The sequence below is a fragment of the Bradyrhizobium brasilense genome, from assembly GCF_029714345.1.
GTDB classification, from domain to species: Bacteria; Pseudomonadota; Alphaproteobacteria; order Rhizobiales; family Xanthobacteraceae; genus Bradyrhizobium; species Bradyrhizobium australafricanum.
This window is the reverse complement of record NZ_CP121669.1, coordinates 5,431,348-5,455,102: the sequence shown is the minus strand read 5'-3', so window position 1 is coordinate 5,455,102 and position 23,755 is coordinate 5,431,348. Positions and strand designations below refer to the sequence as shown.

Annotated in this window: 23 protein-coding genes; 16 read left to right on the top strand and 7 right to left on the bottom strand. The window is 65.1% G+C overall.

The annotated features are described in order from the left end of the window. Window positions 1-96: 96 nt before the first annotated feature. The 3 genes from QA635_RS25750 to QA635_RS25740 form a co-directional block, all read right to left on the bottom strand. The gene (locus tag QA635_RS25750) at window positions 97-693 is read right to left on the bottom strand and encodes a DUF2889 domain-containing protein (RefSeq protein ID WP_283062095.1); all 597 of its coding nucleotides are present in this window, start codon (window positions 691-693) and stop codon (window positions 97-99) included. A 192-nt stretch (window positions 694-885) separates the two neighbouring features. Continuing rightward, a complete protein-coding gene (locus QA635_RS25745) occupies window positions 886-2,442 on the bottom strand; it encodes an acyl-CoA synthetase (protein WP_283062093.1) in 1,557 nt (518 codons plus the stop codon). After that, entirely contained in the window at window positions 2,372-3,166 is a 795-nt protein-coding gene (locus QA635_RS25740; RefSeq protein ID WP_283062091.1) for a TetR/AcrR family transcriptional regulator, read from the bottom strand. Before QA635_RS25740 ends, QA635_RS25745 begins: the two co-directional genes overlap by 71 nt. Window positions 3,167-3,261: 95 nt before the next feature. Here QA635_RS25740 and QA635_RS25735 point away from each other — a divergent pair, with 95 nt between their 5' ends. The 5 genes from QA635_RS25735 to QA635_RS25715 are packed head-to-tail and all read left to right on the top strand — an operon-like array spanning window position 3,262 to window position 7,304. Next, window positions 3,262-4,446, top strand: coding sequence for a lipid-transfer protein (locus QA635_RS25735; protein WP_283062089.1), 1,185 nt, complete (start codon window positions 3,262-3,264; stop codon window positions 4,444-4,446). 7 nt (window positions 4,447-4,453) lie between these two features. Then, a complete protein-coding gene (locus QA635_RS25730) occupies window positions 4,454-4,909 on the top strand; it encodes a MaoC family dehydratase N-terminal domain-containing protein (protein ID WP_283062087.1) in 456 nt (151 codons plus the stop codon). Next, complete coding sequence (locus tag QA635_RS25725) at window positions 4,906-5,310, top strand: MaoC family dehydratase (protein WP_283062085.1); 405 nt, start codon at window positions 4,906-4,908, stop codon at window positions 5,308-5,310. Before QA635_RS25730 ends, QA635_RS25725 begins: the two co-directional genes overlap by 4 nt. Before the next feature lie 8 nt (window positions 5,311-5,318). Further along, window positions 5,319-6,146, top strand: a complete 828-nt coding sequence (locus tag QA635_RS25720) for an SDR family NAD(P)-dependent oxidoreductase (protein ID WP_283062083.1) — start codon at window positions 5,319-5,321, stop codon at window positions 6,144-6,146. Window positions 6,147-6,158: 12 nt separating this feature from the next. Beyond that, window positions 6,159-7,304, top strand: a complete 1,146-nt coding sequence (locus QA635_RS25715) for an acyl-CoA dehydrogenase family protein (protein ID WP_057019698.1) — start codon at window positions 6,159-6,161, stop codon at window positions 7,302-7,304. 149 nt (window positions 7,305-7,453) lie between these two features. Here QA635_RS25715 and QA635_RS25710 read toward each other — a convergent pair whose 3' ends face one another. Continuing rightward, entirely contained in the window at window positions 7,454-8,944 is a 1,491-nt protein-coding gene (locus QA635_RS25710) for a methyl-accepting chemotaxis protein (RefSeq protein ID WP_283062080.1), read from the bottom strand. 401 nt (window positions 8,945-9,345) lie between these two features. On the opposite strand from QA635_RS25710, the gene QA635_RS25705 reads away from it, so the two are divergent. From QA635_RS25705 to QA635_RS25695, 3 genes are all read left to right on the top strand, one after another. After that, window positions 9,346-9,663, top strand: coding sequence for a hypothetical protein (locus QA635_RS25705; protein ID WP_283062078.1), 318 nt, complete (start codon window positions 9,346-9,348; stop codon window positions 9,661-9,663). 155 nt (window positions 9,664-9,818) lie between these two features. Further along, window positions 9,819-11,480, top strand: a complete 1,662-nt coding sequence (locus tag QA635_RS25700; protein WP_283062076.1) for a thiamine pyrophosphate-binding protein — start codon at window positions 9,819-9,821, stop codon at window positions 11,478-11,480. Between the two features lie 42 nt (window positions 11,481-11,522). Next, the gene (locus tag QA635_RS25695; protein ID WP_283062074.1) at window positions 11,523-12,794 is read left to right on the top strand and encodes an NAD(P)/FAD-dependent oxidoreductase; all 1,272 of its coding nucleotides are present in this window, start codon (window positions 11,523-11,525) and stop codon (window positions 12,792-12,794) included. A gap of 20 nt (window positions 12,795-12,814) precedes the next feature. Here the strand turns inward: QA635_RS25695 and QA635_RS25690 are convergent, their stop codons facing one another. Next, complete coding sequence (locus tag QA635_RS25690) at window positions 12,815-13,048, bottom strand: hypothetical protein (RefSeq protein WP_028334283.1); 234 nt, start codon at window positions 13,046-13,048, stop codon at window positions 12,815-12,817. A gap of 39 nt (window positions 13,049-13,087) precedes the next feature. Here QA635_RS25690 and QA635_RS25685 point away from each other — a divergent pair, with 39 nt between their 5' ends. Further along, entirely contained in the window at window positions 13,088-13,354 is a 267-nt protein-coding gene (locus QA635_RS25685; RefSeq protein ID WP_283062071.1) for a hypothetical protein, read from the top strand. Between the two features lie 54 nt (window positions 13,355-13,408). Here the strand turns inward: QA635_RS25685 and QA635_RS25680 are convergent, their stop codons facing one another. After that, on the bottom strand, window positions 13,409-13,597 hold the full coding sequence (locus tag QA635_RS25680) for a hypothetical protein (protein ID WP_016848414.1): 189 nt from the start codon (window positions 13,595-13,597) through the stop codon (window positions 13,409-13,411). A 295-nt stretch (window positions 13,598-13,892) separates the two neighbouring features. Further along, window positions 13,893-14,873 (bottom strand): NADPH:quinone oxidoreductase family protein, encoded by a 981-nt coding sequence (locus QA635_RS25675; protein WP_092085567.1) that lies wholly within the window; start codon window positions 14,871-14,873, stop codon window positions 13,893-13,895. Between the two features lie 374 nt (window positions 14,874-15,247). On the opposite strand from QA635_RS25675, the gene QA635_RS25670 reads away from it, so the two are divergent. The 7 genes from QA635_RS25670 (at window position 15,248) to QA635_RS25640 (ending at window position 23,732) form a co-directional block, all read left to right on the top strand. After that, window positions 15,248-16,021 (top strand): motility protein A, encoded by a 774-nt coding sequence (locus tag QA635_RS25670; RefSeq protein WP_016848416.1) that lies wholly within the window; start codon window positions 15,248-15,250, stop codon window positions 16,019-16,021. A gap of 28 nt (window positions 16,022-16,049) precedes the next feature. Next, the gene (locus QA635_RS25665; RefSeq protein ID WP_016848417.1) at window positions 16,050-16,880 is read left to right on the top strand and encodes an OmpA/MotB family protein; all 831 of its coding nucleotides are present in this window, start codon (window positions 16,050-16,052) and stop codon (window positions 16,878-16,880) included. A 112-nt stretch (window positions 16,881-16,992) separates the two neighbouring features. Then, complete coding sequence (locus QA635_RS25660; protein ID WP_038376908.1) at window positions 16,993-18,891, top strand: potassium transporter Kup; 1,899 nt, start codon at window positions 16,993-16,995, stop codon at window positions 18,889-18,891. 155 nt (window positions 18,892-19,046) lie between these two features. Further along, complete coding sequence (locus QA635_RS25655; protein ID WP_028334288.1) at window positions 19,047-20,972, top strand: potassium transporter Kup; 1,926 nt, start codon at window positions 19,047-19,049, stop codon at window positions 20,970-20,972. A gap of 136 nt (window positions 20,973-21,108) precedes the next feature. Continuing rightward, on the top strand, window positions 21,109-21,438 hold the full coding sequence (locus tag QA635_RS25650) for a rhodanese-like domain-containing protein (RefSeq protein ID WP_283062064.1): 330 nt from the start codon (window positions 21,109-21,111) through the stop codon (window positions 21,436-21,438). Window positions 21,439-21,446: 8 nt separating this feature from the next. After that, window positions 21,447-22,616, top strand: a complete 1,170-nt coding sequence (locus QA635_RS25645; protein ID WP_283062062.1) for an aminotransferase — start codon at window positions 21,447-21,449, stop codon at window positions 22,614-22,616. A 6-nt stretch (window positions 22,617-22,622) separates the two neighbouring features. Further along, a complete protein-coding gene (locus tag QA635_RS25640) occupies window positions 22,623-23,732 on the top strand; it encodes a polyamine ABC transporter substrate-binding protein (RefSeq protein ID WP_283062060.1) in 1,110 nt (369 codons plus the stop codon). Window positions 23,733-23,755: the final 23 nt, after the last annotated feature.

Genomic DNA, 23,755 nt, shown 5'->3' with positions numbered 1-23,755 from the left:
ATCTGCGTGAATGGGATAAAGCTGCGACGAGGAGCTGCATTTGAGCTCCAGCAGCGGCGCACCATGCACTCGCCTTGGCCAGCGGCGGGGCACCGCTCACGAACTGTGCTTCGCCTCGGTCGACTTCTGCGCGAACTGCGGAAAGGTCTCGGCCACGACAGGCCCATCCAGCCGCCATGAATAGCAGCCGCCGACGAAGAACGGCGGCTCGGTAACATCGCGCTGGTGATCGAGCGCACCGCGGCCCTGCGGATCCTTGCCGGAGGTTGCGGTCTGGAACAGCGTCGTCACCGCCGGTCCCAGGAGCTCGGCGAGATGGGTGCAGGTTTCGAGCCTGCCGATCTTGCGACGGACCAGTTCGCGCCAGCCCTTGCCTATGCGTTCGCCGACCAGGCGCTGCAAGATGCCCTCGACGTCGAGGCAGGACGGGTAGGGCGTCGAGGCCATCGTGGTGCCGGTCTCGCGGATCGTAAAACTGTCGTCGACCGCGAGCCGGAGGCGGATGTCGTGCACGGGATCGTCGGGCTGCTGCAGCCCGCGATGCTTGTCCTGTCGGGCATAGGGTTTGGTGTCGACCAGCCGCGCCTCGACTTCCCACAATCCGTCGTCACGGAGATAGCCGAGACATTCGACGGAGCGGCGGTGCATCAGGCGGCGGGGCTTGCCGTTGGTATTGGTATCGGGTGCGGACATCGGAACTCGCTGGATTGAATCTCGAACCGATCCAATCGGCCGTGCGCTCCGATGTCAACGCTCGCGGTCGAATGGCGTCATGAGACGTCGTCATTCCGGGATGGCGCGTTAGCGCCAGACCCGGAATCTCGAGATTCCGGGTTCGAGCTTCACATCGCCCCGGAATGACGGGGTGACGTTGAGAGCTGCCCCTCAGCTCACCCGCCGATCGCGGTTCTCCCAATACGGCTTGCGCAGCTCGCGCTTTAAAATCTTGCCGGCGCCGGAGAGCGGCAGCGGCGTCGCGGTGATGTCGACGCTGCGCGGGCATTTGTAGCCGGCGATCAGCACCTTGCAGTGCTCCATCAGCTCTTCCGGCGTGGCGCTGGCGCCGCTCTTCATCACCACGACGGCGTGAACCTGCTCGCCCCAGCGTTCGCTCGGGATCCCGATCACGGCGCATTGCGCCACCGCCGCGTGCTGGGCGAGGGCGTTCTCGACCTCGGCCGAATAGACGTTCTCGCCGCCGGAGATGATCATGTCCTTGACGCGGTCGACGACGTAGACGAAGCCGTCCTCGTCCATGTAGCCGCCGTCGCCGGTGTGCATCCAGCCGTCGATCACGGCGCGCGCGGTCTCCTCCGGCCGCTCCCAATAGCCCATCATCACCATGTCGCCACGCACCGCGATCTCGCCGACGGTGCCCGTCGGCACGACCTTGTCCTCCGCATCGACGATCTTGACCTCGGCGCCAAGCGTCGCCCGGCCGGCGCCGCGGTGCCGTCCCTTGGCGCGGCCGTCGCCGATATGCTCCTTCCAGTGCAGCAGGGTCGCGATCGGCGACAGCTCGGTCATGCCGTAGGCTTGCGTGAACTCGACATGCGGCAGCGCCTTCATGGCACGCATCAGCACGGCGTCGCTGATCACGGAGGCGCCGTAGGAGATCCGCTTCAAGGACGACAGGTCGTAATTGCCGAGCGTCGGGTGGTCGACGAACATCTGGATCATGGTCGGCACCAGCAGCACGTCGGTGATGCGCTCCTTCTGCACCGCCGCTGCGACGCCGTCAGGCGTAAAGCCCTGGATTACGACGTTGGATCCTCCGGACAGCAGCACCGAATACATCGCCGCGCCATTGGCGAGGTGGAACATCGGCGCCGCATGCAGATAGATCGTGCTGCTCGGCCACAGACCTTCGCCGAGCGCGTTGAGCGCGTTGGCCATCAGATTGCCGTGGCTCAGCATCACGCCCTTGGAGCGGCCGGTGGTGCCGCCGGTGTAGAAGATGCCGGCAAGGTCGTCGCGGCCGCGCATGGCATCTGCCATCGGCGCGCTGCGCGCGATCAGCGTCTCGTAATTCTCCATGCCGGCGGGCGTCTCGCCCTCGTCGGCATAGACCAGCTTGAGGCCGGGGATGGCGCCTGCCAGCGCAGTGCCGACCGGCGCAAACGCCTTGTCGACGAACAGGATCGTTGCGCGGCAGTCGCGCAGCGCGTCCTCGTTCTCGATCGGAGACCAGCGGATGTTGAGCGGCACGATCACGGCGCCGGCCCAGCCGACCGCGAGGTAGAGCTCGAGATAGCGGTCGGAGTTCAACGACAGGATCGCGACGCGGTCGCCGTCCTGGGCGCCGAGGCCGCGGATCGCGGCGGCGAGGCGGGCGACGCGGTCGCCGACCTCACGCCAGTTGCGCCGCCGCTCACCGCAGACGACTGCGAGCCCGTTTGGATTGACCTGCAGCGCGCGCCGCAGTCCGTGTGTGATGTTCACTCGTCTCCTCCCTTGATGCGTTTCCCTTGCGAGGCGGTTTGTCCGCCTTCTCATGCGCCGTTGTCTTGCGCGTTGATGTCGTTTGCGTTGTTGTTTTGGCGATGCCTTCGGTGAGACGGATCGCGAATTCCTCAGCGACGGCAGGTCCGCTCAGCTCGCCGCCCGGCTGGAACCAGTGGCCGATCCAGTTCAGCGAGCCGGCAATGGCGAAAGCCGCGAGCTTCGGGTCGCAGGGTTTCACCGAACCGTCTTCGACGCCCTGCGCGATATAGTCGCGGAAGGCGCGGTCGATCCGCCGCTTGGCGGTCTGCACGATCTTGCGGTTGTCCTCGCTGAGGTCGCGGATGTCGAACCGGACCAGGCTCTTGCCGTAGTCCGCGGTCATCAGCTCGGCATAGCGGACGGTGAGCTTGCGCAGCTTGTCGAGCCCCGAGCCGCCGCCTGCCGAAGTCTCGGCAATGCATTCGTCGACCAGTTCATTGCCGATCGACCAGCACTCGAACAGGATCTCGTCCTTGCCGCGGAAGTAGTTGTAGAGCGCCGGCTTGGTGATGTTGAGCCGCTTGGCGACGTCGTTCAGCGTGGCGCGGTGATAGCCCTGTTCGAGGAACAGGGCGACGGCCGTGCGCAGCACCGCCTCGCGCTTCTCGTCGCGGGCGCGGCGCCGGCTTTCGAACGGCAGCCAGGGCGACTCGTTGCTGGAAGAGGGGGAGCGGGCGTCCATCGCGTCGGCTGTTGTCGCATTGACTCCGGAAGATCGCCCGTATATTACCCATGGGTAATAAATAGTCCAGTGGGTAATTTCCGGGAGGACACGCGATGACGTCACGCACCTATGTTGCCGGGGTCGGCATGATCCCGTTCGTCAAGCCCGGCGCCAATGCGCCGTATCACGTCATGGGCGCCGAAGCGGCGAAGCTCGCGCTCGCCGACGCCGGTCTCGATTACGGCCGTGTGCAGCAGGCCTATGTCGGCTATGTCTATGGCGACTCCACGTGCGGGCAGCGCGCGCTCTATCCGGTCGGCATGACCGGTATCCCGATCGTCAACGTCAACAACAACTGCTCGACCGGCTCGACCGCGCTGTTCCTGGCGCGGCAGGCGATCGAGTCGGGCGCGGCCGATTGCGTGATGGCGCTCGGCTTCGAGCAGATGAAGCCCGGTGCGCTCGGGGCCGTGTTCACCGACCGTCCCAGTGCGTTCGACGATTTCGACGCCGCGGCCGACAAGCTGGTCGACGCGCCCGGCGTGCCGCTGGCGCTGCGCTATTTCGGCGGCGCCGGCCTCAGCCACATGAAGAAATACGGCACGCCGCTCTCCGCCTTTGCAAAAGTGCGCGCCAAGGCGAGCCGTCATGCCAAGAACAATCCGCTGGCGCTGTTCCGCAAGGAGGTCACCGCCGACGACGTGATGAACGACCAGGTGATCTGGCCCGGCGTGATGACGCGGCTGATGGCGTGCCCGCCGACCTGCGGCGGCGCCGCCGCGATCCTGGTCTCGGAGAAATTCGCCGACCAGCACGGCCTCAGCAAGCAGGTCCGCATCGCGGCGCAGGCGATGACCACGGATACGCCGTCGACCTTCGGTGCCTCCGACATGATGCAGGTGGTCGGCTACGACATGGCGCGCGATGCCGCCAAAAAGGTCTACGAGGCCGCCGGTATCGGGCCTGATGATCTCGACGTCGTCGAGCTGCACGACTGCTTCGCGCACAACGAGCTGATCACCTATGAGGGGCTCGGCCTGTGCGGCGAGGGCGAGGCCGCGAAATTCATCGACGACGGCGACAACTCCTATGGCGGCAGGATCGTCACCAACCCGTCCGGCGGGCTGCTGTCGAAGGGCCATCCGCTCGGCGCCACCGGGCTTGCGCAGTGCTATGAGCTGACGCGGCAGTTGCGCGGCACCGCTGCGGCGACGCAGGTGGAGGGCGCGCGGATCGGCTTGCAGCACAATCTCGGCCTCGGCGGCGCCTGCGTCGTGACGCTCTACGAACGCGCTTGAGGTCGTCATGGTCGATCAATCCGCTGTCGGGCGACCATTTACGCCCGTGACCGCGCGCGTCGAGCCGGGGCGGCTGCGCTTCTTCCTCGATACGCTCGGCGAGACGAATGCCGTCTATCGCGACGAGGCGGCCGCACAGGCGGCCGGCTTCACGGCAGCGCCAGTGCCGCCGACCTATCTGTTCTGCCTCGAGATGATGGATGCACCTGACCCGTTCGAGTTCCTCACGGCGCTCGACATCGATCTGGCCCGCGTGCTGCACGGCGAGCAGCGCTTCGACTATCACGCTCCCGTGGTCGTCGGCGACACCTTGACCTTCCACCCGCGTGTCACTGGCGTGACCGACAAGAAGGGCGGGGCGATGACGCTGATCGTGGTCGACACCCCCGTCACCAACCAGAACGGTGTCCATGTCGCCGACGTCTCGCGCACCGTCGTGGTACGCAATGCGAGGCCGTCATGAGCAGCTCTCCCTCTGTCGGCGACCGCATCGTCCACAAGGAGTTTCCACCGATCACCCGCCATCGCCTCGCGCTGTATTGCGGCGCCTCCGGCGATCACAATCCGATCCATGTCGACATCGATTTCGCGAAGGCGGCCGGCTTCCCCGACGTGTTCGCGCACGGCATGCTGGTGATGGGCTATCTCGGCCAGGCGCTGACCGACGCGGTGGCGCCGTCGCGCATCCGCTCATTCTCGACCCGCTTTGCGGCGATCACCCAGCTCGGCGCGAAGCTGACCTGCGAGGGCACGGTGACCGAGCTGATTGAGCAGGGCGGTGAGAAGCGCGCAAAACTCGCGCTGACGACGAAGGATCAGAACGGCGAGATCAAGCTCGCCGGGGAAGCCATTATCGCGCTTTAGGAGAGATCATGTCGAAACTGCAAGGCAAAGTCGCGCTCGTCTCAGGCTCCGGCCGAGGCATCGGGCGCGCGATCGCGTTGAAGCTCGCCAGCGAGGGCGCGCGGGTCGTGGTCAACGACCTCGATGCCGAGCCAGGCGATGCGGTCGTCGCCGAGATCAAGGCCATGGGCGGCGAGGCGATCGCGGTCAACGGCAGCGTGACCGAAGCCGGCTTTGCCGACCGCTTCGTCGGCAGCGCGATCGAGCAGTTCGGCGGCCTCGACATCATCGTCAACAATGCCGGCTACACCTGGGACTCGACGATCCAGAAGATGAGCGACGAGCAGTTCCAGGCGATGCTCGACGTCCATCTGGTCGCGCCGTTCCGCATCATGCGCGCGGCGTCGGAGCCGATCCGGGTGATGGCGAAGAGGGAGGCCGAGGCGGGCCGCGAGGTGTTCCGCAAGGTCGTCAACATCTCCTCGATCGCGGGCCTCTACGGCAATGCCGGGCAGGCGAGCTATTCGTCCGCCAAAGCATCGCTGATCGGGCTAACGCGCACGATGTGCAAGGAGTGGGGCCGCTACATGGTCAACGTTAATTGCGTGGCGTTCGGCCTGATCAACACCCGCCTGACCCAGCCGATCGAGACCCAGCAGAAGACCATCGACGTCGCCGGCCGCGACATTAAGGTCGGCGTCCAGCCGCAGATGCTGGAGGCGATGGGCCGCATGATCCCGCTCGGCCGCGGCGGCACGCCGGAGGAGGCGGCCGATGCGGTCTATCTGTTCTGCGCTCCGGAATCGAATTACATCAGTGGTCAGGTGATCGTCGCCGGCGGCGGTCTTCTGATTTAATACGAGGGCAGAATGCACTACCGATCGTCCTGGATGACCGAGGAGCTGGACACTTTCCGAGACCAGTTCCGCAAATTCCTCGCCAAGGATCTGGCGCCGCACGCCGAAAAATGGCGCGAGCAGAAGCTGGTCGACCGCTCGGCCTGGCGCGCGCTCGGCGAAATGGGCGCGTTGCTGCCGAGCGTGCCCGAGGCCTATGGCGGCTTAGGGGCCAGCTTCGCCTATGACGCCGCGGTGCTCGATGACCTCGAGAGCACGGTGCCGGAGCTGACCACCGGCGTCTCCGTGCACAGCGCGATCGTCGCGCACTACATCGTCAACTATGGCTCGGAGGAGCAGAAGAAACGCTGGCTGCCGAAGATGGCGTCGGGCGAGATGGTCGGTGCCATCGCGATGACCGAGCCGGGCACCGGCTCCGATCTGCAGGCCGTCAAGACCACGGCGAAGAAGCAGGGCAATTCCTACGTCATCAACGGCCAGAAGACTTTTATCACCAACGGCCAGGCCGCCGATCTCGTCATCGTGGTCGCGCGGACCGGGGCTCCGGGCGCCAAGGGCATCTCGCTGATCGTGGTTGAGACCGCGGGCGCCGAGGGCTACCGCCGCGGGCGCAACCTCGACAAGATCGGGCTGCACGCATCAGACACGTCGGAGCTGTTCTTCGACAACGTCACGGTGCCGCCGGAGAACCTGCTCGGAGCCGAGGAGGGCAACGGATTCGTGCAGCTGATGCAGCAATTGCCGCAGGAGCGGCTGTCGCTCGCGATCGGCGCGGTCGCCTCGATGGAGCGTGCGGTCAGGATCACCGCCGAGTACACCAAGGAGCGCACCGCATTCGGCAAGCCGCTGCTCGAATTCCAGAACACCGCCTTCAAGCTCGCCGAGCGCAAGACCGAGGCGATGATCGCCCGCGTGTTCGTCGACTGGTGCGTCGAGCGCCTGGTCGCCGGCGACCTCGACACCGTGACGGCGTCGATGGCGAAATGGTGGTGCTCGCAGAAGCAGGTCGAGACCGCCGACGAATGCCTGCAGCTGCATGGCGGCTACGGCTACATGCAGGAATATCCGATCTCGCGCATGTTCATCGATTCCCGCATCCAGAAGATCTATGGCGGCACCAACGAGATCATGAAGCTCCTGATCGCGCGCTCGCTGTAGGCAAGCGCGTCTTTGGCCGTCATTCCGGGGCACGCGAAGCGTGAACCCGGAATCTCGAAGTTGCGGCCCGAGATTCCGGGTTCGATGCTCGCGCATCGCCCCGGAATGACGCGAAGAGGTGAGTGCGCGCTCATGTCCTTCGCGCGCCGCTACATCGCGCGCACGTTCTTGAGGAACTTGTCGACCTGAACTTCCAGCTCTGAAGCGTTGCTGGCGAGCTCTCCGGAGGCCGCCAGCACGTTCTCGGCGGCCTTGCTGGCATCGTCGATCGCCTTGGTCGTGCCGTTGATGTTGGCGGTGACCTCCTTGGTGGCCGCGGCCTGCTCCTCGACCGCGCTGGCGATCACGGTCGAGATCTCGCTGATCTGGACGATGACCTGCGAGATCGCCTTCAGCGCCGTCGCGGTGTTGCCGGTCGCGGCCTGCATCTCGTTGATCTGCGCCGAAATGTCTTCCGTGGCCTTGGCGGTCTGGTTGGCCAGCGCCTTCACCTCGGAGGCGACGACGGCGAAGCCGCGGCCGGCCTCACCGGCCCGCGCGGACTCGATGGTTGCGTTGAGCGCAAGCAGGTTGGTCTGGCCGGCGATCTGGCTGATCAGGGCGACGACGTCGCCGATCTTCTGCGCCATGGTCACGAGGCCCGCGACCAGCTTGTCGGACTTCTCGGCTTCGTCGACCGCCATGCGGGCGATGCGGCTCGCCTCGGCCACCTGGCGGCTGATCTCGTTGACCGAGGACGACAGCTCCTCGGACGCGGACGCCGCGCTCGCCGAGCGCTGATTGACGAATTCGGCGGTCGTCGTCAGCGATCGTGCAGTGCCCTGCATTTGCGTCGAGGCCGACGCCAGCATCCCGGCAAGGCCCTTCACGTCCTTCTCGAAATCGTCGGCCAGCTTCACATTGCCTGTCACCACCGACCAGCTCAGCATCGCGCCGGTGTAGTTGCCGCGCTTGTCGGTCAGCCCGGAGACCCGCAGGTCGAGCGTTTCCGGCCCGAGCTTGATCTTGGCCGCATGCGGCAGGTTCTTGGGATCGCCGACGATGCGGCGCTGGTGCGCCGGGTTCTTGTGGAAGATGTCGAACGAGTTGCCGAGGATCTTGTCCGGCGCCACCGGAAGCAAGTGCTTCACGGTGTCGAGCGTCTTGAGGCTGGTCTGGTTGATGTAGGTGATGTTGAAGTCGGTGTCGCACATCATGATGTTGATCGGCATGTTGTCTAGCATCTGCAACAGCCGTTCGGTCTGCGTTTCAAGCCTCGCCTTCTCGGTCGCCAGCTCCCAGGTCAGCATCGGGCCGGCGTAGCGGCCGCGCGAATTGGTCATGGCTGTCACGGTGAGATCGAGCGTCTCGCCGCCGATGGTGATGCGCGCCTTGTGCGGCAGGTTCTTCGGGTCGGACAGCAGGCGGCGCTGATGCTGCGGGTTCTTGTGAAATATATCGATCGATTGCCCGATCAGCGCGTCGACCTTCACCGGCAGCACATGCTCGATCTTCTTCAGGTTCTGCCGCGTCGACTCGTTGATGTAGGTGATTTTGAAATTGTCCAGCTCGCAGAGCATGACACTGATCGGCATGTCGTCGAACAGCCGGTACGAACTGTCCGAGCCGATCACGCTTGCGACGCTCTTCATCCCCAACATGCATTGCCTCCAGCCTTGATAATGATCTTGGTGAATTGAAACGGTGCACCTGATCGGCAGCGGAATGCCTTCCACCGCCGGCCCCACGCAGGTGCGCTACACGATTTACAATTTCTGACTGTGTGGAACGGTAAGCGATTCGAATTCCACCAAGAAGGGCACGCAATGCGCCGCGTGCGATCGCACAAGGTCGAACGCGCGATGAGCGCAGCCGAAAACGTCGCACAACACCGCGATTTGCCGTGAAATCCGCGCGATCCTGCGACGAAGATGTGAAGCGGCCGATCGCTGCACCGTAATCTTACGGAAGCACACGCGTGCGCTCCTAATGATTGTTATCGTGCACATAACGTGGTGGCTCATGCAGATTGTGCCACGCCATCGCGCGCAGCGGAGAGCTCTTGACTGCAATCGTCTCGGCGGCCACGCACTGTCGGTCTTGGCAACGTGGCGTGCGAGCATTCTTTCGCCTGCGCTCTGTTGCGTCGGTCGGCGCCTCCGTGATGACAGGCTGCCGCATCGTCGATGCGGGTGTTCGTGAAAGGAGCCCGCGCAGGTTGATCATGCCGCGCGAGACCCGATCGGGGTCACAGACCGGCGTCGTGGTCCCGCGCGAGCGCAACGAGATCGCCCTCGAGCCGGACGATCGTGACCTGCGTTGCTTGCCGGCCGGCGGCTTCAATCCTGCCGGCGATCGTCCGCTCTGCGGAAATCGATGACGAAACTGCGTTGCCCATTGCCTACCGCATGGCTTGACGCCGCTGCGGCCGCGAGACGCAGCTTCGGCCTTGCACCCCATTTCCGTCTATCATACCCCGTGGGACCACGATCCGCGCGAAGCTCAAACGCGCGCCAGTACTTGCAGGGAGCCCTCATGACCAAAAGCAATGCCCGCACCGGAGGCCAGATCCTGATCGACCAGCTGGTCGCGCAAGGGGTGGAGCGCGTCACCTGTGTGCCGGGCGAGAGCTATCTGGCGGCGCTCGACGCTTTGCACGATAGCCCGATCGACGTCGTGATCTGCCGCGCCGAGGGCGGGGCCGCGATGATGGCGGAGGCCTATGGCAAGCTGACGGGACGTCCGGGCATCTGCTTCGTCACCCGCGGTCCGGGCTCGACCAATGCCGCCCATGGCGTGCACATCGCGATGCAGGACTCCACCCCGATGATCCTGTTCGTCGGCCAGGTCGACACCGGCATGCGCGAGCGCGAGGCGTTCCAGGAACTCGACTACAAGGCGGTGTTCGGCACGATGGCGAAATGGGCGGTCGAGATCGATCGTCCGGATCGCATTCCGGAACTGGTCGCGCGTGCCTTCCGCGTCGCGCTGCAGGGCCGGCCCGGTCCGGTGGTGATCTCGCTGCCGGAGAATATGCTGACTGAAACCGCCTCGGTCGCCGACGCGCCGAAGGTCGAGCCTGCGGCGACCTGGCCGGCGCCGGCCGATCTCGAGCGCCTCGGCAGCATGCTCGCCGGCGCCAAGGCGCCGATCGTGGTGCTCGGCGGCTCGGCCTGGACCGCGGAGGCCGCCAAGGGCATCGCGCGCTTCGCCGAGCGCTTCGACCTGCCGGTTACCACCTCGTTCCGCCGCGCCTCGCTGTTCGACGCCGACCATTCGCATTATGCTGGCGATCTTGGCATCGGCCCGAGCCCGAAGCTCAGGGATCGCATCACCGGCGCCGACGTCATTCTGTTGATCGGCGGCCGCATGTCGGAGATGCCGTCCTCGTCCTACACGCTGCTCGACATTCCGGTGCCGAGCCAGAAACTGATCCATGTCCATCCCGGCGCCGAGGAGCTCGGCCGTGTCTACCAGCCGGCGCTGGCGATCCAGGCGACGCCTGCGGCCTTTGCCGCCGCGGTCGAGACCATGAAGCCGGCGGCCGCGCCGGCCTGGAAGGGCGAGGCGGCCAAGGCGCACGCGGATTACCTCGCCTGGACCGACAAGCCGCGCGAGCTGCCGGGCAGCTTCCAGTATGGCGAGGTCGTGACCTGGCTGCGCGATCGCCTGCCGAAGGATGCCATCGTCTGCAACGGCGCCGGCAATTATGCCGGCTGGATTCACCGCCACCATCGCTTCCACGCTTTCGCCGCGCAGCTCGCGCCGACCTCGGGCTCGATGGGCTACGGCGTGCCGGCGGCTGTGATGGCCAAGCGGCATCATCCGGACCGCGTCGTCGTGGCGTTCGCCGGCGACGGCTGCTTCCTGATGAACGGGCAGGAGTTCGCCACCGCCGTGCAGTATGACGCGCCGCTGATCGTCGTCGTCATCGACAACGCGCAATACGGCACCATCCGCATGCATCAGGAGCGCGATTATCCGGGCCGCGTCGTCGGCACCCAGCTCAAGAACCCGGACTTCGCGCTTTATGCCAAGGCGTTCGGCGGCCATGGCGAGCGGGTCGAGCGCACCGAAGACTTCGCGCCCGCGTTCGAGCGCGCGCTGGCCTCCGGCAAGCCGGCGATCCTGCACTGCCTGGTCGATCAGCGCGCGCTGTCGGTCGGCAAGGATTTTGTGTCGCAGGCCACGCGCTAGGGCATGATCCGGAAAAGTGCGAAGCGGTTTTCCGAGGAGATCATGCCCAAACAAGAGTCCCGTCACGTCGCGATCATTGGGGCCGGCGCGGTCGGCGTCATCAGCGCCATCGAGGCGCTGCGTGCGGGCCACAGCGTAACCTTGATCGATCCGGGTGAGCCCGGCGGGACCCAGGCGGCGAGCTACGGCAACGCCGGCTGGCTGTCGTCGCATTCGGTGATCCCGCCGGCCGAGCCGGGCACCTGGAAGAAGGTGCCGGGCTATCTGATGGATCCGCTCGGGCCGCTGGCTATCCGCTGGTCCTATCTGCCGAAGGCCCTGCCGTGGCTGGTCAAGTATCTGCTGTCGAGCCGGACCGAGGCGCAGGTCGAGGCCACCGCGCGGGCGATGCGCGATCTCCTGAAGGATGCACCGCTGCTGCACCGGCAGCTCGCCGAGGAAGCCGGCGTGGGCGAATTGATCGAGCGGCGCGGGGTGATGCACGTGTTTCCCTCACGCGCGCCGTTCGACCGCGATCTCGGCTGGCGCATCCGCAAGCGTGTCGGCATCGAATGGCTGGAGCTTGATGAAGACGAGATGCGCCAGCGCGAGCCCGATCTGCATCCGCGCTACAAATTCGGCGTCGTGGTGGAGGAGGCGGGACGCTGCCGCGATCCCGGTGCCTATGTCGGAGCGCTCGCCGCGCACGCCATCGCGAATGGCGCCGAGCGCGTCGCCGCCAAGGCCACGGGCCTCAGGCTTGCCGGTGACAGGCTTGTCGCTGTGATCACCGAGAGCGGCGAGATCGCCTGCGACGCCGCGGTTGTCGCCGCGGGCGCGCGCTCCAGGCAATTGACCGCCTCGATCGGCGATCCGCTGCCGCTGGAGACCGAGCGCGGCTATCACGTCATGATCGAGAATCCGGAATCCGGCCCGCGCAATTCGATGATGGCCTCCGATGCCAAGATGGTCGTCAACTGGACCGACAAGGGCCTGCGCGCCGCCGGCACGGTGGAGATCGCGGGGCTTGACGCCGCGCCGAACTGGAAGCGCGCCGAAATCCTGCGCGAGCACCTCTTCAGCATGTTCCCGAAGCTGCCGAGGGATATTCCGCCATCGCGGATCAAGACCTGGTTCGGCCATCGGCCAAGCATGCCGGACGGGCGCCCCTGCATCGGTTATGCCCGTGCCACGCGCGACGTGGTTTACGCCTTCGGCCACGGCCATGTCGGCCTGGTCGGATCGGCCCGCACCGGCCGGCTGGTCGCGCAACTCCTGAGCGGCAAGGCGCCGGAGATTCCGCTCGCCCCGTTTGCGCCCTCGCGCTTCCTGTAGGAAGGAACGGCGGCGAAGTCTCAGCTGTCGCCGGCCCAGGCCGTGATCGCGGCCGGTGCGATCACGCGTCTCGGTATGTGCGGATTGATCGTTCCGGCGCTGACGTCCTGCGTCTGAACGAGCAGGGTGCGCGCAAACGCCTTGGCGTCCTGCTCGGTCGTGAAGGTACGGGTCTGGCGCGCGAAGCGGTGATGCCCGGCGTCAGGATTTCGCATGGCGAACGAGACGTACCAGATGGCCTTGTCGGTCTTCATCGCGCCTCTTTGGTGGTAATCCGCCCGCGCGATCGCGACGTGGTGCTCGATGCTCGATGTGCAAAAAGTGCCAAGACAAAGAATCCTGAAATACAACACATTGCGGCGAATAGGCTCCTCGGCGAACCAGCAATGCTACAGCATCGGCACGTCTACCGATACTGGCGGCATATTACCTGTCAACCGATGGGTGAAATGACAATGCGCCGTTGCGACGTTGGTTCCATCCGGCAAATTGCCATGTCGGACAAGGCGCTGGTCGCGGTCCGCGAGGGCGAAGCGGCGGCCCTGAAGCCGGTGAACTGATGGCGAGCCGTCACGACAAGTGTCGATACTTTCGAACGCACGACGTAGGCCTCGCTAGATGACTTGGTCCTCCTTGCGGGCTGCGTTGATGGTTTCCTCCACCTCGGCGGCAAGGGCCGTGAGATGTTCGGCGAGTTTGCTGAACAACTCGCGCTTGCGCATGTCAGTCGCCAAGTCTCGGATCAACGCACATTCCGCCGCGTCACGGCGAAGCTTTTCGAGATGCGTCAGCATGTCCTGCATTTTTCGTCCCCGAATGCCGTACTCCGCAACGCTAAGGCGGCACAGAACCGCGCAACAATAACCTGTGATAGTTTTCGCGAACCTTGGCGACGGTCGCGTATTTTTCTGACCCTCAGGGCAAGCTTGGCTTGCGACATTCAGTGTCGTCCCTGCGAAAAGCAGGGACCCATAACCACAAGTGCTGATTGGTGTGCTTCGCTGGAATGACCAGCTCTGTTCACAACATCCGCCGCGGCGTATGGGTCCCCGCTTTCGCAGGGACGACAGCGAGGATGAGGCGATAGCGCTGCCTCTCTCACGACCCGATCCGCACCACCATCTTGCCGAGCGCCGCGCGGGTCTGCATGGTGGTGAAGGCCGCGCGAAAATCGTCGAATGCGAACACCTTACCGACAACAGGCGTCAGTCGGCCATCGTTCAGCCATGCCGACAATTGCGTCATCACGCGCGCCTGCGCCTCGGGCTCGCGCCGCGCGATCTGGGCGGCATCGACGCCGATCAGGAGGCCGCCTTTCAGGAGCGGCAGATTGAACGGCAATGCGGGAATGCTGCCGGCCGCGAAGCCGACCACGACATGGCGGCCGTTCCAGGCGATCGAGCGGAACGCCTGCAGCGAGACCTCGCCGCCGACCGGATCGAAGATCACGTCGGCGCCGTGGCCGCCGGTCGCGTCCTTCAGCGCGTCGCGCCAGTCGGGCTTCGTGTAGTCGACGACAGCGTCGGCACCGAAGCTTGCGGCGAAGTTGCGCTTCTCCTCCGTCGAGGCCGCGGCGACGACGCGCGCGCCGAGCAGCTTGCCGACTTGAATGGCGGCGATGCCGGTGCCGCCGGCGGCGCCGAGCACCAGCAACTGCTCGCCGGCCTTGAGCGAGCCGCGCTCGCCGAGCGCATAGAGCGCGGTGAGGTAATTGGTGCGAAAGGCCGCGGCGGCCTCCATCGACAGTCCGTCGGGCATGATCTCGACGGCGTCGGGCGGCACCACGATGTGCTCGGCCAGCGCGCCCGAGCGCGCCGCGCCCATCACCCGCATGCCCGGCGCGATGCCGACGACGCCGCCTGCGACCGCATCGACCACGCCGGCGAATTCCGCGCCCGGCGTAAAGGGCAGGGCATCCTTGGTTTGGTAGCGGCCCTCGACCTTCAGCCCATCGACGAAGCCGATGCTCGCGGCGTGGACCTGGACTCGGATCTGTCCGGGGCCGGGTTCGGGGGTGGCGATCTCCCTCAGCCCGATCTGATCGATGGGCGCGTATTGCTCGACGACGACGGCCTTCATCCTGTCCTGCTCATTGGTTGGTTTCCTCGAGACCCTTTTCCGCTCCGATTGAATCGGAACGGGGCCCCGGATTCTTGTGTTGACGCGTCTTCTTCACGCGAGCCGGTAGCCAGTTCGCGCGAATACGCTTCCGGCAAAGCTATCCCATGTCCGTTGTTCTACGGGGAGGGGATTTGCGCATGCGACGGCAGGCTCGCATGCGGAAAGCCAGCATCTTCAACGACATCGCGAAAGGACCGGCGTTTACCCGTTGTTATCCCTACCAAATTCGGTAACGCGTCCTTAATGGCGTTAACGTTAGGGTTTTCCATGCGGCCCGCCTTGGGCTGCGCGCCGTCCAGGACGGGCAGGTTGCGTACGCGTTGGAGTCTCCTATGGATATCATGACTGGCGCCGGGCTGTTGGCTGGCATCATCGTCATCGCGGTGATGATGTTCATGGGCGGCGACCTGCACATGTTCATCTCCGAACACGCCATGATCATCATTTTTGGCGGTTCGATCGCGGCGACGATGATCCGCTTCCCGCTGGGCGTGATGCTGCACGGGCTGCCGCTCGGCGCCAAATTCGCCTTCACCATGAGCCGGCTGTCGGCCCGCGACCTCGTCGACGAGCTCGCCCGCATCGCCGAGATCGCCCGCAAGCAGGGGCCGGTCGGCCTGGAAAAGGTCGAGACCGACGAGCCGTTCCTCGCCAAGGGCATCCGTTACGTCGCCGACGGTTACGACCTCGAATTCATCCGCGACAACATGGAGCGCGACCGCGACAACTTCCTGATGCACCTCGACGAGGGCAGCAAGATCTATCGCGCGATCGGCGACTGCGCGCCGGCGTTCGGCATGATCGGCACGCTGATCGGCATGGTGCAGATGTTCGCCAACATGACCGACCCCTCCAAGCTCGGCCCGTTCATGGCGACCGCACTGCTCGCGACGCTGTACGGCGCGCTGGTCGCCAATTTGTTCTGCCTGCCGATCGCCGACAAGCTGCACGGCAAGCTGCTCGACGAGGAGACCAACCGCACGCTGATCATCGACGGCATCCTGATGATCCGCGACTCCAAGAGCCCGGCGCTGGTGCGCGAGATGCTGCTGGCCTATCTGCCGGAGAAGCATCGCCAGGAGGAAGGCGAGCCGGTTCCGGCCTGACCGGACGGCGCTTTCGGGAAACGCAGCGATGGCCAAGAAAAAGCGCGGCGACGCCCATACCGGAGGTCACGGCTGGTTCGTGACCTTCGCCGACCTGATGGGCCTGATGATGAGCTTCTTCGTGATGCTCGTCGCGTTTTCCACCATGGACAACAACAAGCTGAAGATCGTCGCCGGCTCGATGCGCGATGCCTTCGGCGTGCAGACCAATGTGCGCTATTCCGGCATCGTCGAATCCGACGGCCTGCCGACCCGGCCGAAGCTGAAGAACGTCGAACACATCTCGCCGGAGGACTCCTCGGCCAATCCGACGCCGGACGAGAAGGAGCGCAGCCAGATCAACGGCGCGCGGCTGAAGATCGACCGCGAATTCGCGCTCGCCTCGGCCTCGCTTCGCCAGGCGCTGCAGGACATGCCGGAGCTGACCGAGATCTCCAAGAACATCATGTTCGAGGAGACCAAGGAGGGACTCAACCTCGAGATCGTCGACCAGGACGGCCGCTCGATGTTCGCCGACGGCTCCAGGGAGCCATACGACCGCACCCGCCGGCTGATCCAGAAGCTGGCTGCGCCGCTGAAGGCGACGCCGCTGCGGGTTGCGATCGTGGGGCATACGGCCGCAGGCTTCGTGCCGGCGCGCAGTGATTATGACGGCTTCGACCTGTCCGCGGACCGCGCCAACGCGGTGCGGCAGATCCTGGAGCGGGAAGGGCTACCGCCGTCGCATATTTTCGCGGTTTCAGGCAAGGCCGACGGCCAGCCGCTGTTTCCCGACGACCCGACGCTGCCGGCCAACCGTCGCGTGACCATCACGTTGATGCGGGAAAATCCGCCGCTGCCGCCGGATCTGAAGCCGTAGCTCCGGGTTACCATACTACCGTCAACTACCACTGGTGCGCGGTTGACACGCGATGCGGAAGCGTCGATAGCCGCGCGGATCAAATCAACCGATCGGGCGTTCCAACCTCGCCATGGCTGTCAGCGTCTCATCTACCGAAGCTCAGGAAGGACAACCGACCTCCAGCTTCTGGGCCCTGACACTCGGCAGCATCGGGGTGGTGTTCGGCGATATCGGAACTTCGCCGCTCTACGCATTCCGTGAGGCGGTCGGCGGCGCCGCGCACGGCCAGCCGGTCACCCGCATCATGGTGCTGGGCGTGCTCAGCCTGATCCTGTGGGCGCTGTTCACCGTCGTCACCGCGAAATACGTGCTGTTGCTGCTGCGCGCCGACAACAATGGCGAGGGCGGCACGCTCTCGCTGATGGCGCTCGGCCAGCGCGCGATCGGTCGGCGCAGCTGGCCGCTGCTCGCGCTCGGCGTGGTCGGCGCCTCGATGTTCATCGGCGATTCCATGATCACGCCGGCGATCTCGGTGCTGTCGGCGGTCGAAGGCCTCAAGCTCGCCACCCCGCATCTCGAGCACTATGTGGTGCCGCTGACGATCCTGATCCTGGTCGTGCTGTTCTCTGTGCAGAGTTCTGGCACCGCGCGCGTCGCTTCCGCCTTCGGTCCGGTGATGGTGGTGTGGTTCGCCTCGCTGGCGGTGATGGGGCTCGTTCACATCATGGACGACCCGTCGGTGCTGGCGGCGATCAATCCCTATTACGCGCTCCAGTTCATGCTGACCCACGGCACCATCGGCCTGGTGACGCTGGGCGCGGTGTTCCTCGCGGTGACCGGCGGCGAGGCGCTGTATGCCGATCTCGGGCATTTCGGCCGCAAGCCGATCCAGTCCGGCTGGTTGTTCTTCGTGCTGCCGTCGCTGCTGCTGAACTATTTCGGGCAGGGCGCGCTGGTGCTGTCCGATCCCAGCGCGATCGAGAACTCGTTCTACCGCATGGTGCCCGACGTGCTGCTGCTGCCCCTGGTCGGGCTCGCCACCGCCGCGACAGTGATCGCGAGCCAGGCGGTCATCACCGGCGCCTATTCGCTGATCAGCCAGGCGGTGCAGCTCGGGCTCTTGCCGCGCTTCGAGGTCCGCTACACCTCGGAGACCCATGCCGGCCAGATCTATCTGCCGCGCGTCAACCGGCTGCTGCTGATCGGCGTGCTGCTGCTGGTGCTGCTATTCCGCACCTCGAGCGGGCTGGCGTCGGCCTATGGCATCGCTGTCTCCACCACCATGGTCGCCGACGGCATCATGGGCTTCATCGTGATCTGGAAGCTGTGGAACTGGCGCGTGGCGTCGGCGGCGGCATTGATCCTGCCGTTCGTGATCGTCGACATGACCTTCTTCAGCGCCAATCTCCTGAAGCTGTTCGAGGGCGCGTGGGTGCCGCTGCTGTTCGGCGTCGTCATGGCGACGATGATCTGGACCTGGCGCCGCGGCGCCGCCATCCTGGTCGCCAAGACCCGACGCATCGAGGTGCCGCTGCGCGACCTGATCCATAGTCTGGAGAAGCGGCCGCCGCATATCGTCAAGGGCACCGCGGTGTTCCTGACCAGCGATCCGAGCTTCGTGCCGACCGCGTTGCTGCACAATCTCAAGCACAACAAGGTGCTGCACGAGCACAACGTGATCCTGACCATCGAGACCGCACCGACGCCGCGCGTCGATCTATCCGAGCGCGTCAACATGGAGAAGGTGAGCGACAAGTTCACCGCGGTGCGGCTGCGCTTCGGCTACATGGAATCGCCGAACGTGCCCAAGGCGCTGGCGGTCGCGCGCAAGCTCGGCTGGCAGTTCGACATCATGTCGACCTCGTTCTTCGTGTCGCGCCGCTCGCTGAAGCCGTCGGCCCAGTCCGGCATGCCGCAATGGCAGGACCACCTGTTCATCGCGATGAGCCGGTCCGCCAATGATGCCACCGACTATTTCCAGATCCCGACCGGCCGGGTGGTTGAAGTGGGTACCCAGGTAACTATCTGACCGGGCGCAGGATTCTGACATTGATCGGCCGTTACCCATGCGTGATGTGCATGGCGGAGGCCTGAATCCGGGCTAACCTATGCATTCCTGCCGGGAGTATAGCGCTGCGACCCGGCATTGTGCGGTGCGGCAGAAGACAGAGGCACAGCTTCCCCATGTCATCCGAGAGTGCGATCACCGCGGCGGAAACGCCGGCGGCAAACGGCAATGGTGAGGCGCATTCAACCGCCACCTTCAAGGCCCTGATGCTCGGCAGCATCGGTGTCGTCTATGGCGACATCGGCACCAGCCCGCTTTACGCCTTGCGCGAGGCCGTCGTTGCGGCCGCCGGCGGCGAGGGCGCGGTGACGGCGCATGCGGTGCTCGGCGTGCTCTCGCTGATCCTCTGGGCATTGATCGTGGTCGTCACGCTGAAATACGTCGTGATCCTGCTGCGCGCGGACAACAATGGCGAGGGCGGCACGCTGGCGCTGATGGCGCTGGCGCAGCGCGCGGCGACCAAGGGCGGCGCCGCGATCGTGCTGCTCGGCATCATCAGCGGCGCGCTGTTCTATGGCGACGCCGTCATCACGCCGGCGCTCTCGGTGCTGTCGGCAATCGAGGGCATCAAGCTCGTCACCTCGACATTCGATCCCTATGTCGTGCCGCTCACGGTGGTGATCCTTGTCGTCCTGTTCGCGGTGCAGTCGCGCGGCACCGCGCGCGTCGCGGCCTTCTTCGGCCCGGTGATGTGCGTGTGGTTCGCCCTGATCGCGGTCGCGGCGCTGCCGCAGATCGTGCGGCATCCCGAAGTGCTATACGCGCTCAATCCGATTCTCGCGGTGTCGTTCATGCTGCATCACGGCGTGATCGGCTTCATCACGCTCGGTGCGGTCTTCCTCGCGGTGACTGGCGCCGAGGCGCTCTATGCCGACCTCGGCCATTTCGGCAAACGCCCTATCCAGACCGCGTGGCTGTTCATCGTGCTGCCGTCGCTGGCGCTGAACTATCTGGGGCAGGGCGCGCTCCTGATCGGCAATCCCAAGGGCATCGAGAACCCATTCTTCCTGATGTTCCCGGACTGGGCGCTGATCCCGATGGTAGCGCTGGCGACCATGGCGACCGTGATCGCGAGCCAGGCCGTCATCACCGGTGCGTATTCGCTGACGCGGCAGGCGATCCAGCTCGGCCTGTTGCCGCGGTTCGAGATCCGCCACACCTCGGAAGCGCATTCCGGGCAGATCTATATGCCGCGCATCAACCGCTTCCTGTTCATCGCGGTCATCGTGCTGGTGCTGATGTTCCGTTCGTCGAGCGCACTGGCCTCGGCTTACGGCATCTCGGTGACCGGCACCATGGTGGTGACGGCGATGATGGGCTTTGTCGTGATCTGGAAGGTCTGGCGCTGGTCGCCGATCGCGGCCGCCGCGCTGGTCGCGCCCTTCCTGTTCCTCGACATCACCTTCCTGGCCGCCAACCTGCTCAAGGTGTTCGAGGGCGGCTGGGTGCCACTCGCGCTTGGCGGCGCCATGATCGTGGTGATGTACACTTGGCGGCGCGGCAGCCGGCTGTTGTTCGAGAAGTCGCGCAAGCTGGAATTCCCGCTCGCCGATCTCGTCGCGATGCTTGAGAAGCGGCCGCCGCAACGGGTCTCCGGCACCGCGGTGTTCCTGACCAGCGATCCCGTCAGCGCGCCGACCGCGCTGATGCACAGCCTCAAGCACTACAAGGTGCTGCACGAGAAGAACGTCATCCTGACCATCGAGACCGCGCCGACGCCGCGGATCGATCCGTCCGAGCGGGTGCGGATGGAACAGCTGAGCGAGACCTTCTCCAAGGTGACGCTGAAGTTCGGCTTCATGGAACAGCCGAACGTGCCGAAGACGCTGGCGATCGCCCGCAAGCTCGGCTGGCAGTTCGACATCATGTCGACCTCGTTCTTCCTCTCCCGCCGTGCGCTGAAGCCGGCGGCGCATTCGGGCATGCCGAGTTGGCAGGACCACCTGTTCATCGCGCTGAGCCGCTCCTCGAACGACGCCACCGACTATTTCCAGATCCCGACCGGGCGGGTGGTCGAGGTCGGCACGCAGGTCACGATCTAGCGGTCCTGCCAGTCACATCCTGCGAGTCATCTAACCCGTTTCGGACGCTTGATTTTCTCTGCGCAAGAGGCGACTTTGCGACCCGGAACGGCGGGCCGCGCGACGCTCGCCAAGCTGATATCGGGAGGATATTTCCGTGGCGGACCACAAGGTGGAAGATTTGTTTCCGGACGAGGTGTCGACGGGCATAGCGGAAGGCCGCTATCTGCTGGTCGACGTCCGCGAGCCCAACGAGGTCGCCGTCGAGGCCTATCCCGATGGCGTCGTAGTGCCGCTGTCGACGTTCGATCCGGCGGCGATTCCCGATCCGCAGGGCAAGCAGGTGGTGTTCGCCTGCCGCTCCGGCAAGCGCTCGGTGACGGCTTCGCTGGCCGCCCAGGCCGCGGGCCTGCCCTATGACAAGCACCTGGCGGGCGGCATCATCGGCTGGAAGGCGGCGGGACTGCCGACCAAGACCGGCGGCTGATCCCTGATATGACCTCCATGAACAAGGTCTTCGCGGACCTTCCTGTCACCATCTTCGAGGCGATGTCGCAGGCCGCGCGCGACAACAACGCCATCAATCTCGGCCAGGGCTTTCCCGACGATCCCGGTCCGGAGGACATCCGCCGCGCCGCCGCGGACGCCTCGATCAACGGCTACAATCAATATCCGTCGATGATGGGCATCCCGGAACTCCGTCAGGCGATCGCATCGCATTACGGCCACTGGCACGGACTCAAGCTCGATCCGATGACCGAGGTGATGGTCACCTCGGGCGGCACCGAGGCGCTGACCGCCTCGATCCTCTCCGTGGTCGAGCCCGGTGACGAGGTGGTGTGCTTCCAGCCGGTCTATGATTCCTATCTGCCGATCATCCGCCAGGCCGGCGGCATTCCGCGGCTGCTGCGGCTCGAACCGCCGGAGTGGCGGCTGAGCGAGGAGATGCTGCGCAGCGTCTTCAATCGCAAGACCAAGGCGGTGCTGTTCAACAATCCGCTCAATCCGGCGGCCGTGGTCTATCCGCGCGAGGACCTCGAACTGCTGGCGCGGTTCTGCCAGGAATTCGACGCGGTCGCGATCTGCGACGAGGTCTGGGAACACGTGGTGTTCGACGGCCGCGAGCACATCCCCCTGATCACGATCCCGGGCATGCGCGACCGCACCATCAAGGTCGGCAGCGCCGGCAAGATCTTCTCGCTGACCGGATGGAAGATCGGCTTCGTCTGCGCCGCGCCGCCGCTGCTGCGCGTCGCTGCGAAGGTGCACCAGTTCCTCACCTTCACGACGGCGCCCAATCTGCAGGCGGCGGTGGCATATGGCCTCGGCAAGCCCGACGACTATTTCCTCGACATGCGCAAGGACATGGCGCGGAGCCGCGACCGCCTGACCAAGGGGTTGGAGAGCATCGGCTTTCCGGTGCTGAAGTCGCAGGGGACCTACTTCCTCACCGTGGACCTGTCGCCGCTCGGGCTCAACGAGACCGATGCGGAGTTCTGCTGGCGGATCGTGCAGGACTACAAGGTTGCGGCGATCCCGGTGTCGGCGTTCTACGAGCAGGATGCGGTGACATCGGTCGTGCGTTTTTGCTTCGCCAAGAAGGACTCAACGCTCGACGCCGCGCTGGAGCGGTTGTCGGACGCCGTTCACCGCCGCAAGAGGTAGGCCAGAATGCGAGAGCAGAACCGTCGTCTCGTCAGCTTCGTCGGCGCGGTCGCGACGGTCCTGCTGCTCTCGGCTTCCGCCGACGCCGAGGAGCGCACGGTCAACTTCTACAACTGGTCGAACTACATGGCGCCGGGAGTCCTCGAGGACTTCACCAAGGAAACCGGCATCAAGGTGGTCTACGATACGTTCGACGCCAACGAGACGCTGGAGACGCGGCTGCTCGCCGGCAAGTCGGGCTACGACGTCGTGGTGCCGACCGGCTACTTCCTGCAGCGCCAGATCACCGCGAAGGTGTTCCTCAAGCTCGACAAGTCGAAGCTGCCGAACCTCGCCAATGCATGGCCCGTGGTGACGAGCCAACTTGCGACTTACGATCCCGGCAATAGCTACGGCGCCAACTACATGTGGGGCACCACCGGCATCGGCTACAACGTCAAGATCGCGGAGAAGATTCTCGGTCCCGACGCGAAGATCGACAGCTGGGACATGGTGTTCAAGCCGGAGAACCTCGCGAAATTCAAGGATTGCGGCATCCACATGCTGGATTCCGCCGACGACATCCTGCCGGCGGCGCTGAGCTATCTCGGCCTCGATCCGAACTCGACCAAGCAGGCCGACCTCGAGAAGGCCGCCGATCTCGTCATCAAGATCCGCCCCTATGTGCGCAAATTCCACTCGTCCGAATATCTCAGCGCGCTGGCCTCCGGCGAAATCTGCTTCGTGGTCGGATGGTCGGGCGACATCATGCAGGCGCGCAGCCGGGCGGACGAAGCCAACACCGGCGTCGAGATCGGTTACACGATCCCGAAGGAGGGCGCGCAGATGTTCTTCGACAATCTCGCGATCCCCGCGGATGCGAAGAACGTCGCCGAGGCCTATGAGCTGATCAACTACCTCTACCGTCCCGAGATCGCGGCGAAGAACTCGAACTTCCTGTCCTACGCCAACGGCAATCTGGCGAGCCAGAAGCTGATCGATCCGAAGATCTTCAACGACAAGAACATCTATCCCGATGAGGCGATGCAGAAGAAGCTGTTCGTGATCACGGCGCGCGATCCCGCGACGCAGCGGATCATCAATCGCCTGTGGACGAGGGTGAAGACTGGGAAGTGACATACTCGTCGCAGTAGCGTGCC